Source organism: Providencia sneebia DSM 19967, from assembly GCF_000314895.2.
Classification (GTDB): domain Bacteria; phylum Pseudomonadota; class Gammaproteobacteria; order Enterobacterales; family Enterobacteriaceae; genus Providencia; species Providencia sneebia.
This window is the reverse complement of the sequence record NZ_CM001773.1, coordinates 3,164,123-3,180,289: the sequence shown is the minus strand read 5'-3', so window position 1 is coordinate 3,180,289 and position 16,167 is coordinate 3,164,123. Positions and strand designations below refer to the sequence as shown.

Genomic DNA, 16,167 nt, shown 5'->3' with positions numbered 1-16,167 from the left:
TATGTTTAAGAAAACGATTCTGGGTCTGACTACGGGTGCTCTATTTTTAACAGCGGGTTCTGCATTGGCTGAAACTTACCAATTTGACAAACAAGGCCAACATGCATTTATTGAATTTCGTATTCAGCATTTAGGTTACAGCTGGGTATATGGTAGTTTCAAAGATTTTGATGGTAGTTTCACTTATGATGCAAAAGATCCAGCAAAAGATAAAGTTGAAGTAACCATTAAAACGGGAAGCATTGATACTAACCATGCAGAGCGTGATAAACATTTACGCAGCGCTGATTTCTTAAATTCGGCGAAATTCCCTGAAGCTAAATTTGTATCAACAGATGTGAAAAAAGAAGGTGAAGTCTATAAAATCACGGGTGATTTCACGCTAAATGGTGTTACCAAGCCAATTACTTTGGATGCAAAACTCATGGGTGAAGGTAAAGATCCATGGGGTGGATACCGTGCAGGGTTTGAGGCACAAGGTAATATTAAGCTAAAAGAATTTAATATAAAATCAGACCTTGGTCCAAAATCACAAGAAGTCGAATTATTAATTTCTGTTGAAGGTGTTCAAGCTAAATAATTCGTTTTCTACGAAAAAATGCATTAAATAGCCCCAGTATAATTTTATACTGGGGTTTTTTATTATTGAATATTGGTATAATTCTATTTTTCTATAGCTAATTAGTATTATAACGTAATACAATATGTTGTAAATTAAGTGATATTTATTACTTATATCGAGTTATTTTTCCTTATTTTGGATAATTGCTAAGTAATTTGGGATAAGAAGCAGGGGTATCTTTTGAAAACAATGAGTTCACGCAAAACTGCAATTGTAGTAGTGCTTATTTTTATCGCTTTTGCTTTAGTTTTTTCTTGGCTGGGTAAAGATAATAATTCTCTTTCAGTGCAAACAGAAAGTGATGCTACGCCAATTGTATCGATAGATCCGTTAACTCCTGCACAAGCAAAAATCTTGGCAAACCTAGAAAAAAAACTGCCTATTCTTATCACTATTAAGCAAATTAGCCCTGAAACATTCCAAAGTATTGAGTTAGCGATTCATACCTATGACCCGTCAAATGAAAAGTTGACTCGTCAAATGTATGATCAAATTACTGGCAGCTCAATGAAATTGGTTCTGGAAAGAATGCCTTATGCTTCAGATGACGCTGTGATTAATTTCACTCTGAAAATGAATGAATATTTATCTAACTTGTTAGAGTCTGATCCGTCTGGGAAATCGTGTTTTTATTCTCTATTTCCCGACTTGCGTGACTCAACAGACATGACATTGCCAGAAAAAAATAGCGAAAATCTGGTTGAGCGACTTGATGCAACGAATGAATTGTTAATTTCCAGCGAATCAGGTATTCAGCAATCTATATTACCAATTGAAGAACAGACAGCTATTTTGAAGGATATTCAACAAAAGGTCATAAAGGAATACGGTAATTCAGTTTTACTTCTTGGTGATTTAGATAAAGCTAAACTTCAGCCTGCTCTTACATGCCAGACTATGATCTATTTTTATGGGCAGGCATTAGAGATCCCAGATAATCAACAGAAAGCGGCATTTTTGCGCACGCTTTTCTCTTCCTCTAATAACACAAATACATAGCCATTAAGATAGCATCCTATTAATATTGATGGGGTGCTGTATCACGCCAATTATTATAATCTATCAAGCATTTTTAAATAGATTTACCTCTTCTATGCAAATCCATACAAAAGTAATTTAATTGTTATTGGATGTTTCAGATGAGCAATAAATTATGTTTATCTGTTATAAATCTTCTATAATTTTCTTATTAGAAATAATAGATTATCTATTCAAAATTGACATATAAATTGAGTAAGAAAAAGGACATACTGAAGTCGGATAATGAAATAATTTATTATTATATTTAATTATTTTATCTACTTAATCTATTTCAATTTATTAGTTTTATTTAGGGCTTAGGAGGTAGTATGTCATTTGTAAAAAAAAGCGTGGTTGCATTACTGACAGCGGCAGCGGTGTATGTTCCATCAGTTGTTACTCAAGCTTGTACTCGGGTGGTTTATTTAGGTGAAGAACAACAAATCATGACCGCAAGAACCATGGATTGGAAATATGAGATTGATACCAATTTATGGATTTTCCCAAGAGGCATGGTGCGAGACGGTGCTGCAGGTCCAGATTCCCTTAAATGGAAATCAAAGTATGGTAGCGTTATTGCATCAGGCTATGACATATCAACAACAGATGGTATTAATGAGAAAGGCTTAGTCGCTAATTTATTATGGTTAGCTGAGTCAAAATATCCTTCAGCAGAGAATAAACAACCTGCATTATCTATCTCCTTGTGGGCACAATATATGTTAGATAATTATGCCACAGTTGCTGAAGCTGTTGAGTCACTTGAAAAAACACCACTAATAGTGATGACTGATAATGTACCAAGACAAGACCGTTTAGCGACATTACATTTGTCTTTATCTGATGCAAGTGGCGATAGTGCAATTATAGAATATATTGATGGTAAGCAAGTTATTCATCATAGCCGTCAGTATCAAGTCATGACAAACTCACCTATCTATGAAAAACAATTAGCAATGCAGGAATATTGGCAAGGAATAGGTGGAATGACGGTATTACCTGGAACAAATCGTTCAGCTGATAGATTTGCTCGTGCCCAATTCTATATTAATGCTATCCCACAGAAAACGACACCAGATAAAGCAGTAGCAAGTGTTATCAGTGTGATCCGTAATGTTTCTGTTCCTTATGGAATTTCGAGTGCTGATTCTCCTGAAATATCATCAACACGCTGGCGGACATTAGCCGATCATAAACGTAAGCTTTATTTCTTTGAATCCACCATGACTTCCAATACTTTTTGGACCAACTTGAATAATATCGATTTTTCAGCCGAAACAGGTAAAGTGAAAAAATTAGATTTAGGTAAGGAGCAGAGCAATATATTTTCTGGTGATGCAACTAGCAAATATGTTGAGAGTAAACCTTTTGAGTTTTTAGGTCTATCAGCTAAACAATTAGGTTACTAATTCTTATTCACCTTCTATCCTTGCATATTTCAATTATCTTATGCCGATTTGGTATTAGAATAGGGATGAGGATAGAAGGTTGATTTCTATCAAGCCTTCTATCATTACTTTATGAAATCTTTGCAGATATACAAATAAAGTTATAAGATGTATTTAATATGCAACTTAATGGTGATGATATGAGCGAGCTAGTTAGTTATAAGGTTATGCCAGTATGGGATAAATCTTCTCTTCCTTCGATGTTTCAAGAGCGTCACAACACAAAAGAAGGTACTTATGCGCAGCTTCGGGTCTTAAAAGGAAATCTGGATTTTATTATTTTTTCAGATGATGGTCGTGAGCAGCAGTTTACATTTGATGTAAATCACCAACCCCCATTAATTGATCCTCAAGTTTGGCACAGAATTTCGTCTTGTAGTGATGATATGCAATGCCAGCTCTCTTTTTTATGCGATCCAGAAATTAAATTTTATAAAGAATATGGTTTAACAATACCGCATTCAGAAGTCAGATATTTATGTGAAAATAACCTATCGCAGCCAGGTAAAGTACTAGATCTTGGCTCTGGCCGCGGTCGTAATAGTTTTTATCTTGCCCAAAAAGGCTATGATGTCACCGCTGTAGACATTAATGCGCAACATATTCAAGCTATCGATTTTGTGAAGAAACAATCAGGTATAGAGAATATTAAGACAGCGATCTACGATATTAACAGTCATCAAATAAAAGGGGATTATGACCTTATTATTTCGACCGTTGTATTAATGTTTTTGCAACGTGAAAATATTGCGAGTGTTATTGCTGATATGCAAGCTCATACCTTACCCGGTGGTATTAATTTGATTGTTTGCCCTGTTGAAACGCCAGATGCACCCGTAGAGTTTATTCCGTTTAAATCTTACCTAAAATCTGGGGAATTGACAGAATATTATAAAGATTGGGATATTCTTAAATATAATGAAGACCTTGGTCATCTTCATAAAACAGATGATAAAGGCAACCGTATTGGGCTTAACTTTGCTACGTTAATAGCGAAGAAAAAGAATTAAATTCAATTCAATTCATTAAAGGGGAGGTAACTCCCCTTTAAGATTCTCGTTTTAAATCAGTTATCGTATTCTAAGAAAAAATATTTTGGCGTAGAATATAATCTAGTACAGACTAATCATATTTACTGGATCAGCTTATTACTAGACCAGTTCTATATTAGAATATTTTACTTATCATAAATTTAGTTGGATTTGGTAAGATCTCGTAATCCATCCACCAAAGCTTCAACCCAAGCAGCGTAATCATGCCCACTTGACCATGAATGGAAGCTTGTGCGATATTTTTTATCACGTAGCACTTGTTCAAGATCTTGGCTATTACGCCAAATGCCGCCATCAACGCCTTGAGCTTCAAAAAGCCCTGCTTGGATCCAAAAACGGACAGGGTAATGCTGAGATTGTTGATATTGACGAATCAACCAGCCTGCTTTTTCGCCTTCGGGTGCCCACCAATAAGATCCTGAAAGACTTAACACATTGCTAAATAGCATTGGGTATTGCAGCGCAACCCAAGATGATGCTAAACCTCCGTAGCTGGCACCTGCAACAATTGTTTTTCCTTCATGTACAGGAATACCATTTTGCTTTACCCAAGGTAATAATTCATGAGCCATAAAATCTGCAAAATGTTGGTTTGCGGGTAGTTCATCTGAGCGGCGTTTACTGTCTAAACTATCGATAAATACGATATTAACTGGCGGTAATTGATGATTTGCAATGAGAGCATCCAGAACGTTAGCAGTATGATATTTATCTTGCCAAATTTGGCCATCAAATAAAAATAATGTCCAACTAGCTGGGGAATTAACATTTGGACTATATAAGAGAATTTCTCGGCTATTCTCAAGGCGTTCACTTTTCAATGAATGACGAGTCAGAGAACCGTGGCGTATAGGTTGCGACATAGTTTCCTGAGTAAAATAGCGAGTTGGTTTTAAATCTAATAATGAAGATTTATTCCACCGATCAACCTTTGCTATGTTCATCGTGTGAGGATTAAGTGGATCTGCTTGTGCGCTAACCAAAATTGCTCGACGCTGATCTCTTGCGTTTCCCGCTATTTTAGGAACATCGGGGGCTAATTGATATTGCATTCGGGTATCTGCGGGAACAACGTAGCTACGAAACCAGACATCGGAGTCTCCAAGCTTAAACATTGGGTCATGGTCGCCTGCGGGTGACCCTAGAATAAAGACATTACCACGAGCACTTCGCCACAAAAAGGTGACGCGCTTATGTGTGGCATCTATAGGCTCAACAAGCGGTGTGCCATTAATTTTTTGTTGCTTCCAAAATTCATCAGTTGTTTTACCTGTAGCCAACTCTTTTGTGAGTTGTTGTAATGTTGGGCTAATAGGATAAAGATTTTGCGCGCGGTTTAATGGCTTGGTTTCCTTGATATCCCAGTTAAAATGCCAATTCGCACCTTCATTTCCGTATAACATTAATGACGATGTTTGCCCAATTGGCAATGCAAATAGCAGTGATTTTTCACCATCAGCAGGGCCCGCTTCAAGCAATGTGCGTAAATCGTGATTTTGTTGATCTAGCAACTGTGCATCAGTGGCACCATTTAATGTTGCAACAATATAATTCTCGTTAAACGCTGGAAATTGAAAACAAACTTTACCATTGGCATCAAATGTTCCTGCTTGCGTTCCTTGAGAAGGTAATTCTTTGCAGGGAGATGCTATCGCTGGTGCTGCGCTGATAGCTATCATTGTACACAGTAATACTGACTTCATGAGCCCTCACTCTTTTTATAATTGTTCTTGATGATAGAAAAAATAAAGGCTATGTCTGAAGTCGACATAGCCTCCGTTTTTACCAAGAGTAATCAAATGTGACTGTGCCGGTCCGTCCAATGCCATAAAAACAGGCATCTGCCATTCCACAAGATGAGACATAATGCTTATCAGTTAAATTATTGACATTTAATTGTATTGTTGCGCCTTTTAAGGAAGAAGATAGTTCTCCGAGATCATAGCCAACCATTGCATCGTATAATGTGACGCTTGGTACGGAAAAACTATTATCTGCGGCAGCTTTACTAGAGCCTATATAACGAATGCCGACACCTGCTTTTGCGCCATTAAACATCCCCGCGTTTTCATTATATTGTCCCCATGCTGAGAACATATTTTTGGGAATACGAGGAAACTCTTTCCCTTTTTCAGCAGGATTTGTTGTTTCAAGAACTTTTGTTTTTGTATATGCGTACGCACCAGTAACCGCAATTTTATCAGTAATTTTGCTGTTTATTTGGGCTTCTATACCCTTACTTTCACCTTTTCCAATAAGTGTCATATATCCTAAATCTGAATCATATTTAGGAATATTTTTTTGTTCAATATCGTAAAACGATAAGGTGGCAAGTGTATTTTGGTCAGGTGTAAGATATTTAATACCCACTTCTGTTTGTTTTGCTGTTTTGGGATCAAATGGCTTACTTCCCGGTTTTCTATTGGTTGCAAGATTGGGCTCAAAAGAGGTGCTATAACTGATATAAGGCGAAATACCATTATCAAATGTATATAATAAGCCGATTAATCCTGTTAATTTTCCATCATTTTGTTGGTATCTATTACTACTTGTTCTATCTTGAGTTCTCACTTCAACCCAGTCATAGCGAGTGCTGGCTAATAAATTCCAATTATTCCATTCTAATTGATCTTGAAGATAAACGCCGACCTGATCACTTTTTTGTAACTGATCTGTCGACACCGTTTGTTTGGATTCATCTACTTTTTGGTAATTAGGATTGCGCCAGTCAATATCGTAATTGCTATTTCTATCTCTCCAAAATTGTTTGTCTTCTTTAGTCCATTTGTAATCGACACCGACTAATAGCGTTTGAGAAAGGCGATTATGGTTAATATCAAAATTCAAATGTGTATCAACACCAAATGTATTGAGCTTTGTTTTCTCATGTTGAGCCATGCGTTTTAAGATATAAGGATAGTTCGCGGCTTCAGTTGATATTGAATTGAATACTAAATAATTATATTTTTCATCAATTTCTGCATAGCGAGCTTTTTGTACTAATGAAACGGTATCACTGAAATTATGTTCAAATTCATAACCAATACTATGTTGTTTTTGTTTGGATATATTATAGTCAGGGTTACTTATATTGAAATCTTGTGGGATCTTACCTTCTGGCGTTGATTCAAGAGTACCTATTTTTGGCAGAAAATTTCGATAACCATTTTTTGGGGAATTTTGTAAATAGCCTAAAAGTGTGAACGTCGTATTTTCATTAAGAAATGTTATTGCAGGCGCAATAGCATATTTTTCTTCCTCATAATCTTTAACTTGAGTGTCTTTCTTTTTAGCTAAACCATTTAGGCGATATAAAACGGTACCATCATCTGTTAATTTTCCTCCTAAATCGAGAAAGCCTTCTGTTTTATTTCTATTTCCTGCACGTAATTGAACTTTATTTATTTTCTCTGCGGTTGGCTTTTTACTGGTCATAACAATAACCCCGCCTGGGCTTATCTGCCCATATTGTACAGACGCCGGTCCTTTTATCATTTCAACTCTATCTAAGAACCAAGGTTCAGTTGTTCCCATTGAAGAAGAGGCATTTCCGCCAAAAGATATACCATCAAGAATTTTATTTGCATAATCAAATCCACGACTAAAGACTTCATCATTTCGGTTTGAATCACCACGATATTCTGTAACGACACCAGGTGTATACCTAAGTGCATCAACAACTGTTTCGGCGGCTCTATTTTCCATTTGAGTTTTAGTCACAACGTTAACCGTTTGAGGTAATTTCGCTATCTCAGTATCAGTCTTTGTTGCAGATGTGGTTTTTGTTGCTGTGTATATCTCGTTAGAACTAGGAGGAGTAACAATTAAAACTTCAGATTTAGAACCAGCCAAAGCTAATGGTGAAGCTATTAACATCGACAATAGCGATAATTTACTTTTTATTAACATAGAGATGCCTATTATCATATACAAAAAGATGTTTGAGATTAGCATCTTATATGAGAATGATAATCGATCAATAGTAATCTAAAAAAGTTATAAATAATATTTTATTATCGAAAAGTGATTGCAGAATGAATGTTATTAAAAAGTGAATACGAATAAGAATTTTATTTTTATTAGCATGTCAAACGTATATTTATCTATTTATATTACTAAAATTAATAACTTTTTATGGGGAAAAAGATAACTCAATTTTATCTGATATGGGCGGTGAGCAAGCAATGATTAATGGTAAATAAAATGAATTGACCTGTTATTATTAAAGGGGGAGTTACCCCCCATTCTGATAGATTTAATTTTCAGCTTTAGTTTGAGAGGCTGATTTTTCTTTAGCAAGTCTTTCTAATGTTCTTTCTAAAATAACGGTATATAGCGGTCTACCGCCAAGTAATTGCGCAATCATTGTGGCACCAAGACAAGTAATAATCATGGGTAAAATGAGTTGATAATTACTGGTCATTTCAAGAACAAGCACTAGCCCAGTTAATGGTGCCCTAACTGTTGCTGCAAATAATGCCCCCATTCCCGCGATTGCAAAGGTTCCTACTTCTATTGAGTAATCAGGGAAAAGCGAAAGTGCACCGTAGCCATAAATTCCACCAAATAATGTTCCTAATGCCAATAAAGGTGAAAAAATACCACCCGGTGCGCCAGAACTAAAACTAATTGTTGAAGTAAGAAAACGTAAAACAAAAAAGAGAATCAGCGTCGGTACCATGAAACTTCCAGCCATCATTTGGTGAATAACAGAAAAGCCACCCCCAACAATTTCTGGTGTATAAACGCCAATAGCACCACAACTTCCGCCAATTAAACCTCCCATTAATACAAAACGGGAGATTTTTCCTTTATAAAATGCAAGGAATTTAGTTTGTAGATAGAGTAAAAAGCCATTAAAAGAAACACCAATTACGCCAAATATCATACCTAAAACTAAATAGAGCCAAAGTGTATTTAAGGGCGCTGACGAAAAATGGCCAATATTTAATATGGCCGCTTCACCACAAATTAATCGATATACGATAGTTGAAGTAATGGCACCAATAAATACGGCTTTGACAGAGATGAGATCATATTTAAATTGCGCGCGCATTTCTTCTAGAACAAATAAAATACCCGCAAGTGGGGCATTAAATGCGGTTGTCAAACCAGCTGCTGCACCCGCCGCTAATAAAGTGTGTCGTGATTCATTATTCTTAATACGAAAAATATCATAAAACATTTGGCTAATATTGGCCCCAAGTTGAACTGTTGGTCCTTCGCGACCAAGTACCATGCCTGAGCCTAATGTACCTAATCCACCAATAAATTTAACTGGAATAACTCGCCACCATCTGACGGGACGTAAATCCTGCAGAGCGCCTTCAATTTCTGGAATTCCTGAGCCACCGGATTCAGGCGATATTTTTTTGACGAGGTAATAACCTATCATGGCGAGAATTGCAGAAACGACAAACATTGCGGGAATTATTAACCATTTATTTGTCACCAATTCAGAGACTGTATTGCTGCGATAATTTCCAACCCATGTTGTTCCTAGCTCAAACATTGATCCGACTAAACCAACAAATGTACCAATAACCGCTGATAAAAATAAAACCACTAATGGGCTTTTGTCGGATTCTTTTAATTGTTTGAGTATCCCGAAACGGTAATTCATTGTGGATTGATTGTTGGGATCTTGACTGGGCATCTTTTTGCGACTCTCCATTGGTGGTATTACTCAATACATGGCTAATTCTATCATAGTCAAACAATGGACAAACCATATCATGAATTTTAAATCACGTATGTTATTAAAAAAATCATCTATATTCCCTTTATTTATCTATAAAAGATAATCTCAAATAGATTTTTAATATTTTGGTTAATCTTGATAGTCATAAATAATAAGAATTTGTGACTAATTTATTTTTTTCACTATCAATAAAATTGATTAAATATTTTTAATTTTTTTAGTTTGTATTTTAAATTCAAAAGTAAATATTTAAGTAACAAAGATAAAATTAAGGAATAACTTAAGACAGCAAAAAATGGAATAAATAATACATAGGGTAAGCTAATTTTTTGATATTGAAAATAATTCTCATTTTCTTTAAACATTAATATAGATCAATAAATTGTTAGATCATTAAAAATCTCGCTTTCTTATTATCAAAAAAGGTTTAGTCTTAATGTTGTATTTGAAATGCAACTTATGAGGTAATGAACATGTACTGTGTGCAATGTGAACAAACAATTAGAACTCCAGCTGGTAATGGCTGTGCATACGCGCAGGGTATGTGCGGTAAAACGGCTGAGACGTCAGATTTACAAGATTTACTTGTTGCTGTGCTACAAAGTTTATCAGCAAGTGCTGTAACGGCTAGAGAATTAGGCATTATTGATCATGATATAGATAGTTTTGCTCCACGTGCTTTCTTCTCAACATTAACAAATGTTAACTTTGATTCTGAACGTATTATTGGTTATGCGCGTGAAGCTATTTATTTGCGCGATAAACTGATTAAGCAATGCCAATTAAAAAATAGTGCTGTGGCTTTTAATCATCCATTGATTAATTTACAACTTGAAAGTGCAGATATTGAAGCTCTGCAACAACAAGCAAAAAGTTTTGCACTTGATATTGATAAATCTGTTGTTGGTGATGATATTCATGGCCTTCGTATGCTGTCTTTATATGGCTTAAAAGGCGCGGCAGCTTATATGGAACATGCTCATGTGTTGGGTCAATATGATGATGAAATCTATGCTCAATATCATGAAATTATGGCTTGGTTAGGAACATTACCAACAGATATGAATGATTTGCTTGAAAAAGCAATGGCTATCGGCATGATGAATTTCAAAGTGATGGAAATTCTTGATGCTGGTGAAACGGGTGAATTTGGTCATCCTATTCCAACTGAAGTTAATGTTCGCCCAGTTGCAGGTAAATGTATCCTTATTTCAGGTCATGACCTGAAAGATTTAAAAATGTTGCTTGAGCAAACAGAAGGAACGGGCATCAATGTTTATACGCATGGTGAGATGTTACCTGCTCATGGCTATCCTGAATTGAAAAAATATTCCCATCTTGTTGGGAACTATGGCAGTGGTTGGCAAAATCAGCAAACTGAATTTGCTAAATTCCCTGGCCCTGTGTTGATGACCTCTAACTGCATTATTGATCCGGATGTTGGTCAATATAAAGACCGTATTTGGACGCGCAGTATTGTCGGTTGGCCAGGTGCTAAACATTTAGTTGGTGATAATTTCTCAGAAATGATCCAACAAGCTCAATCAATGAGTGGGTTCCCATATACCGAAATTGAACACAAAATTACCGTTGGCTTTGGTCGCCAAACCTTATTAGGTGCAGCTGACGCGGTGATTGATTTAGTTGCTCAGAAAAAATTACGCCATGTATTCTTAATTGGTGGTTGTGATGGTAGCCGTGGTGAACGCAGCTATTATACTGATTTTGCTCGTAGTGTGCCTAATGACTGCTTAATTATGACATTAGCTTGCGGTAAATATCGTTTCAATAAATTAGACTTTGGTACTTTAGAAGGGCTACCACGTCTTTTAGATGTAGGTCAATGTAACGATGCTTATTCAGCCATTATGCTTGCCGTTAATCTGGCTGAAAAATTAGGTTGTGGTGTTAATGACTTACCATTGAGCTTAGTTCTATCATGGTTTGAGCAAAAAGCGATTGTTATTCTACTGACACTATTAGCACTTGGCGTAAAAAATATTTATACAGGGCCAACAGCACCGGGCTTCTTGACTGAAAACTTAATGAATGTGCTCAATGAGAAATTTGGTATGCGCAGCATTACGACTGTAGAGCAGGATCTGGCAGAAATTTTGCCGGCATAAAATAAATAAAAGCAAAAAGAGGGACATGAGTTCCTCTTTTAATCGGAGTGACACGATGACAATGCCAAGTAATTTATGCCCAAATAGAATGCAAATACACTCGATTAATCAAGAAACCGCAGATGTTTGGACTATAAATTTAATTAATCATGATTTTTATCTATATTCTCCGGGTCAATATGCTTTGGTGAGTATTAAAAATAGTGATGAAGTTATGCGTGCATACACGCTTTCATCAACACCAGGCCAAAGCCGTTTTATTTCTATTACAGTAAGACGACTTGATGATGGAGTAGGTTCTAGTTGGTTAACAAATGCGGTAAAACCGGGTGATTATCTCTGGTTCTCTGATGCCCAAGGTGATTTTTCTTGCGCACAATTAAATAGTGACCAATATTTAATGCTAGCAGCGGGCTGTGGTGTAACACCAATAATGTCTATGGTTCGTTGGTTAATGGCAAATAAGCCAGAAGCGAATGTGAAAGTATTATTCAATGTTAGAGATAAACAGCAAGTTATTTTTGCTGATGAGTGGCAGCAATTAATTGAATGTTACTCATCGAGATTACAACTTTGTATTATGGCTGAAACTCCCGATAACGGAGAAATAGCAGAAGGGCGTTTAACTCAAGAAAAATTATTAGCGTTAGTTCCTGATATTGATTCAAGAGTTGTGATGGTGTGTGGTCCGACGCCTTATATGAAAAATGCAAAACAATTTGCAGAAAATCTTAATGTTCCTAATGAAAATTTCTTTATGGAACGTTTTTCATTAGAACCAGAAGTTGTTGAAAGTGAGGATGTATTGACATTAAAGATCCGCCATCGCTTGGCTGATTTTAAAGTTCCCGTTGGTTCAACGCTATTATCCGCACTAGAAGAACATAAACAGCCTGTTATCGCTGCTTGTCGTGCAGGTGTTTGTGGTAGTTGTAAAACTAAAATCCTTTCAGGAAATTATACAACTAGCAGCACAATGACTTTAACACCAGAAGAGATTGCTGAAGGATATGTGCTAGCGTGTAGTTGCCAATTACAAGGTGATACAGAAATCGCTTAATCTATTTAAATAATCAATATTATCATCTACCATCTAATCGCTTTATTATCTTTAGGATAGTAAGGCGATTTTTATCTGTTTTATATTCCCCAATTATTTATACAATGACAAAAATCATTCTGTTATATCATTTGTAATCAATTAAAAATAAATTTAATTCAATTTTGTTAAATGAATATTATTTTTTCGATTTTTTTATAACTTTGTTTTATTACTGTTTTTTATAGATAAAATCAAAACTTATGATTAATTACACTTTGTTACAAACAGAATCTTTGTTATACATTAACTTAAACGAAACCTAAACGACATTATTTCAATCTCTTCATTATTGTCTGTTTTTGGTGGTAATTCAGGCTCCAATGGTTATAATTCGCGTCGCATCAAAAGTGCAGTATCTCGTTAGGCGAGGCTCCTATACAAACACAGGTTGCTGATCTGACGACGTCGAGAGACGCCCAAGATCAGGACAGGATATATCGAACGAAGGTATATCCCCATGTAACTTCCTACTGATTAGTAGGATACGTTGTATAGTGCTAAAACCGAGACGTGGAGATAGCCATCGCATTCTCTCATCTGGTTTCGCCCCTATGTGAGTACTGTTTGAGTAAACAACAGTAACTAGGGTCTAAAAAAATGACATTCACTTCCCAGAATAAAGCGGGAACTGTAGCAATTGCTCAGTCCGCAATGAAAGGCGCACGCCTAAAAAATAACAACACACAGCAACCAAAAGTCGATGATGCAACAGTCAGCGCTTATATGAGTCAATCATATTTGCCAGTTTCTCTTGCTGATTCAGTTGATTGCGTGAAAAAAAGTTTGATCGAGCACTTAGAAGGTGAACAGATCCCAACTTATTTATTTGTTGTTGATCAGGATAATTATTTAAACGGTATTCTTTCCGTTAAATCACTATTAGCCGCAGAAGAAAATTTACTGGTGTCGGATATTATGCGACATAATTATTTTTCAGTTGCGCCAGAACAATCTCGCCATGATGTTTATGACCTGATTAATCATAGTGGTTTGGATATGATCCCGGTCGTGCAATTTGGTAAATTGATGGGTGTTCTACGACCGCAAGATATTGCGGAACTGATTGAAGATGAGAACACGCTAGATGCGCAACTTCAAGGTGCAACCACACCACTTGATGAGCCTTATTTAGCAACCAGCCCTGTCACATTATGGCGTAAGCGAGTTGTATGGTTATTAATGCTATTTGTTGCAGAAGCTTATACAGGAACAGTATTAAAAGCATTTGAAGATCAATTAGAAGCGGCCATTTCTCTTGCATTCTTTATTCCATTATTAATTGGAACGGGCGGAAACAGTGGAACACAAATTACGTCAACGCTGGTCAGGGCTATGGCTCTGGGTGAAGTCAGTTTACGTAATTTGGGAGCGGTACTAAAAAAAGAAGTATCAACGTCCTTTTTAGTCGCGATTACTATTGGTGGGGCAGCTTTAATCAGGGCTTGGATATTGGGTGTTGGAACAGAAGTTACGATCGTTGTTAGTTTAACTATTGTTGCAATTACCATGTGGAGCGCAATTGTTTCTTCTATTATTCCAATGATTTTGCAAAAATTGAAAGTTGATCCAGCGGTTGTATCAGCGCCATTTATTGCGACTTTTATTGATGGTACAGGTCTTATTATTTACTTCGAAATTGCTAAATTAGTAATGACGGAGTTCGCCTAAAGACACGCCCTTGTGTTGATGCGGCAGAACTAATTTGTTTCTGCCGCACTAATCGAACCTTCTTTTAAGATCTCACCGCATTTTCGACACAAATACTGATTTTCACCTCTTAGCACTTTATTATGTCTTCGGATAGTCAGTTCATGAATTATTGGACAAGCGCAATGATAGGCAAAAGTCCGGCTTTTTACTGAGCTAACTTCAAAGCGATGAGTGCGCCGAGCTGGTACTTCTAACACATGTTCCATCATCCACTTCCATTCATTACCATGCGGAGCAATATTTTTACGGCCAAATTCATGGTAAACCAGCAGATGAGCTAATTCATGGAGAATAACTTCATCAATAAAGCTTTCTCCATTTTCTATCAATAAGACAGCATTTAAACGGATTTCCCACTCTTTCAGGTATGCGCTGCCCGCCGTCGTTCCGCGCTGTTTATAGTTAATGGCGGGTTCAGGAAACGTTTTTTCTAGTTTTTGTTGGGCAAGCGCAAGCTTATCTCGTAATACTCGCATTGTCTTTTGTTGAAGATATATTGGGACTCGTGCAATTTTCATAGGGCTTAGCATAATTCAAAGAATATTAAAGAAACAAGTTTTAATTGAATAATATTATATAAAAGTATATATTGTAATTATATATATTAATTTTGTGGTGTGATTTTATGAAAGACACAGTACCGAATGATCTCTTATTGGCGATGAAATTAGCAGCAACTGAGACATCATCATTGCTTAAAACGTTGGGTAACCCAGACCGTTTATTATTGTTATGCCAACTCACACAAGGAGAAGCTTGTGTCAGTGATCTGGAACTTGCATTAGGAATACAACAGCCAACGTTATCTCAGCAATTAACGGTATTAAGGAATGAAGGGCTAGTGACAACTCGTCGTGAAGGAAAGAAGATCTATTACGCAATTGGGGATGATAAGCTCTTAACTTTACTCAATACACTGTACCAGCTTTATTGTCCTGTTCAGGAGAAAAAAAATGTCAATTGATTGGGCTAATTTTACGCCGTGGTCTGCGGCAATCGGCGGCTTATTGATTGGATTGGCTGTCACAATCCTATTAATTTTTAATGGCAGAATAGCGGGAATTAGTGGCATTTTAGGTGGTTTATTAAAGCCAATAGCCGGTGATACAGCATGGAAAGCGGCATTTATTGCAGGATTGATTATTTCTCCAATGTTATATATCGCAGTCGATAAAATGCCTGAAGTTAATATAACTACCAGCGTGCCAAAGCTAATTGTTGCAGGTCTTCTGGTTGGATTTGGAACACGTTTAGGCAGTGGCTGTACAAGCGGTCATGGTATTTGTGGCATGGCAAGATGCTCACGTCGCTCTATTGTGGCGGTAGTTATCTTTATGTTAGTCGCATTTATTACAGTTGCCGTATCAAATTTACTTGAGCGCTAAG

The 16,167-nt window shown here is 36.4% G+C and carries 13 protein-coding genes and 1 riboswitch; of the genes, 9 read left to right on the top strand and 4 right to left on the bottom strand.

Translation table 11 applies throughout. The annotated features are described in order from the left end of the window. Position 1 precedes the first annotated feature (1 nt). From OO7_RS13325 to tehB, 4 genes are all read left to right on the top strand, one after another. Positions 2 to 580 carry a YceI family protein gene (locus OO7_RS13325; RefSeq protein ID WP_008916450.1) on the top strand — a complete coding sequence of 193 codons (579 nt, stop codon included), beginning with the start codon at positions 2 to 4 and terminating at the stop codon, positions 578 to 580. Between the two features lie 231 nt (positions 581 to 811). Next, positions 812 to 1,621: a hypothetical protein gene (locus OO7_RS13320; protein ID WP_008916449.1), complete on the top strand. Its 810-nt coding sequence runs from the start codon at positions 812 to 814 to the stop codon at positions 1,619 to 1,621. Positions 1,622 to 1,971: 350 nt separating this feature from the next. Beyond that, positions 1,972 to 3,051 carry a linear amide C-N hydrolase gene (locus OO7_RS13315; protein WP_008916448.1) on the top strand — a complete coding sequence of 360 codons (1,080 nt, stop codon included), beginning with the start codon at positions 1,972 to 1,974 and terminating at the stop codon, positions 3,049 to 3,051. 158 nt (positions 3,052 to 3,209) lie between these two features. Next, a complete protein-coding gene (gene tehB, locus OO7_RS13310) occupies positions 3,210 to 4,100 on the top strand; it encodes an SAM-dependent methyltransferase TehB (protein WP_008916447.1) in 891 nt (296 codons plus the stop codon). Positions 4,101 to 4,282: 182 nt separating this feature from the next. Here tehB and OO7_RS13305 read toward each other — a convergent pair whose 3' ends face one another. From OO7_RS13305 to clcA, 3 genes are all read right to left on the bottom strand, one after another. Further along, complete coding sequence (locus OO7_RS13305) at positions 4,283 to 5,845, bottom strand: alpha/beta hydrolase-fold protein (protein ID WP_008916446.1); 1,563 nt, start codon at positions 5,843 to 5,845, stop codon at positions 4,283 to 4,285. Between the two features lie 79 nt (positions 5,846 to 5,924). Continuing rightward, a complete protein-coding gene (locus tag OO7_RS13300; RefSeq protein ID WP_008916445.1) occupies positions 5,925 to 8,051 on the bottom strand; it encodes a TonB-dependent siderophore receptor in 2,127 nt (708 codons plus the stop codon). 346 nt (positions 8,052 to 8,397) lie between these two features. Continuing rightward, complete coding sequence (gene clcA / locus OO7_RS13295; RefSeq protein ID WP_008916444.1) at positions 8,398 to 9,798, bottom strand: H(+)/Cl(-) exchange transporter ClcA; 1,401 nt, start codon at positions 9,796 to 9,798, stop codon at positions 8,398 to 8,400. 518 nt (positions 9,799 to 10,316) lie between these two features. Here clcA and hcp point away from each other — a divergent pair. The 3 genes from hcp to OO7_RS13280 all read left to right on the top strand — a co-directional run bounded on the left by hcp (position 10,317) and on the right by OO7_RS13280 (position 14,739). Further along, positions 10,317 to 11,969, top strand: coding sequence for a hydroxylamine reductase (hcp, locus tag OO7_RS13290; protein WP_008916443.1), 1,653 nt, complete (start codon positions 10,317 to 10,319; stop codon positions 11,967 to 11,969). 55 nt (positions 11,970 to 12,024) lie between these two features. Next, positions 12,025 to 13,029, top strand: a complete 1,005-nt coding sequence (gene hcr / locus OO7_RS13285) for an NADH oxidoreductase (protein ID WP_008916442.1) — start codon at positions 12,025 to 12,027, stop codon at positions 13,027 to 13,029. A gap of 391 nt (positions 13,030 to 13,420) precedes the next feature. Continuing rightward, positions 13,421 to 13,594, top strand: a riboswitch (M-box (ykoK) riboswitch). Positions 13,595 to 13,668: 74 nt separating this feature from the next. Next, complete coding sequence (locus tag OO7_RS13280; protein ID WP_008916441.1) at positions 13,669 to 14,739, top strand: magnesium transporter; 1,071 nt, start codon at positions 13,669 to 13,671, stop codon at positions 14,737 to 14,739. A gap of 29 nt (positions 14,740 to 14,768) precedes the next feature. Here OO7_RS13280 and OO7_RS13275 read toward each other — a convergent pair whose 3' ends face one another. After that, a complete protein-coding gene (locus OO7_RS13275; protein ID WP_008916440.1) occupies positions 14,769 to 15,299 on the bottom strand; it encodes a SprT family zinc-dependent metalloprotease in 531 nt (176 codons plus the stop codon). A 107-nt stretch (positions 15,300 to 15,406) separates the two neighbouring features. Here OO7_RS13275 and OO7_RS13270 point away from each other — a divergent pair, with 107 nt between their 5' ends. Then, positions 15,407 to 15,745, top strand: coding sequence for an ArsR/SmtB family transcription factor (locus tag OO7_RS13270; RefSeq protein ID WP_008916439.1), 339 nt, complete (start codon positions 15,407 to 15,409; stop codon positions 15,743 to 15,745). After that, a complete protein-coding gene (locus tag OO7_RS13265; RefSeq protein ID WP_008916438.1) occupies positions 15,735 to 16,166 on the top strand; it encodes a YeeE/YedE family protein in 432 nt (143 codons plus the stop codon). The genes OO7_RS13270 and OO7_RS13265 overlap by 11 nt, the downstream gene beginning before the upstream one ends. Position 16,167 lies beyond the last annotated feature (1 nt).

Coding starts and splice junctions, on each gene's coding strand:
- OO7_RS13300 (WP_008916445.1), bottom strand. CDS start 8,051: ATGTTAATAAAAAGTAAATTATCGCTATTGTCGATGTTAATAGCTTCA.
- OO7_RS13280 (WP_008916441.1), top strand. CDS start 13,669: ATGACATTCACTTCCCAGAATAAAGCGGGAACTGTAGCAATTGCTCAG.
- clcA (WP_008916444.1), bottom strand. CDS start 9,798: ATGCCCAGTCAAGATCCCAACAATCAATCCACAATGAATTACCGTTTC.
- OO7_RS13320 (WP_008916449.1), top strand. CDS start 812: ATGAGTTCACGCAAAACTGCAATTGTAGTAGTGCTTATTTTTATCGCT.
- OO7_RS13265 (WP_008916438.1), top strand. CDS start 15,735: ATGTCAATTGATTGGGCTAATTTTACGCCGTGGTCTGCGGCAATCGGC.
- OO7_RS13270 (WP_008916439.1), top strand. CDS start 15,407: ATGAAAGACACAGTACCGAATGATCTCTTATTGGCGATGAAATTAGCA.
- OO7_RS13315 (WP_008916448.1), top strand. CDS start 1,972: ATGTCATTTGTAAAAAAAAGCGTGGTTGCATTACTGACAGCGGCAGCG.
- tehB (WP_008916447.1), top strand. CDS start 3,210: ATGCAACTTAATGGTGATGATATGAGCGAGCTAGTTAGTTATAAGGTT.
- hcp (WP_008916443.1), top strand. CDS start 10,317: ATGTACTGTGTGCAATGTGAACAAACAATTAGAACTCCAGCTGGTAAT.
- OO7_RS13305 (WP_008916446.1), bottom strand. CDS start 5,845: ATGAAGTCAGTATTACTGTGTACAATGATAGCTATCAGCGCAGCACCA.
- OO7_RS13275 (WP_008916440.1), bottom strand. CDS start 15,299: ATGAAAATTGCACGAGTCCCAATATATCTTCAACAAAAGACAATGCGA.
- OO7_RS13325 (WP_008916450.1), top strand. CDS start 2: ATGTTTAAGAAAACGATTCTGGGTCTGACTACGGGTGCTCTATTTTTA.
- hcr (WP_008916442.1), top strand. CDS start 12,025: ATGACAATGCCAAGTAATTTATGCCCAAATAGAATGCAAATACACTCG.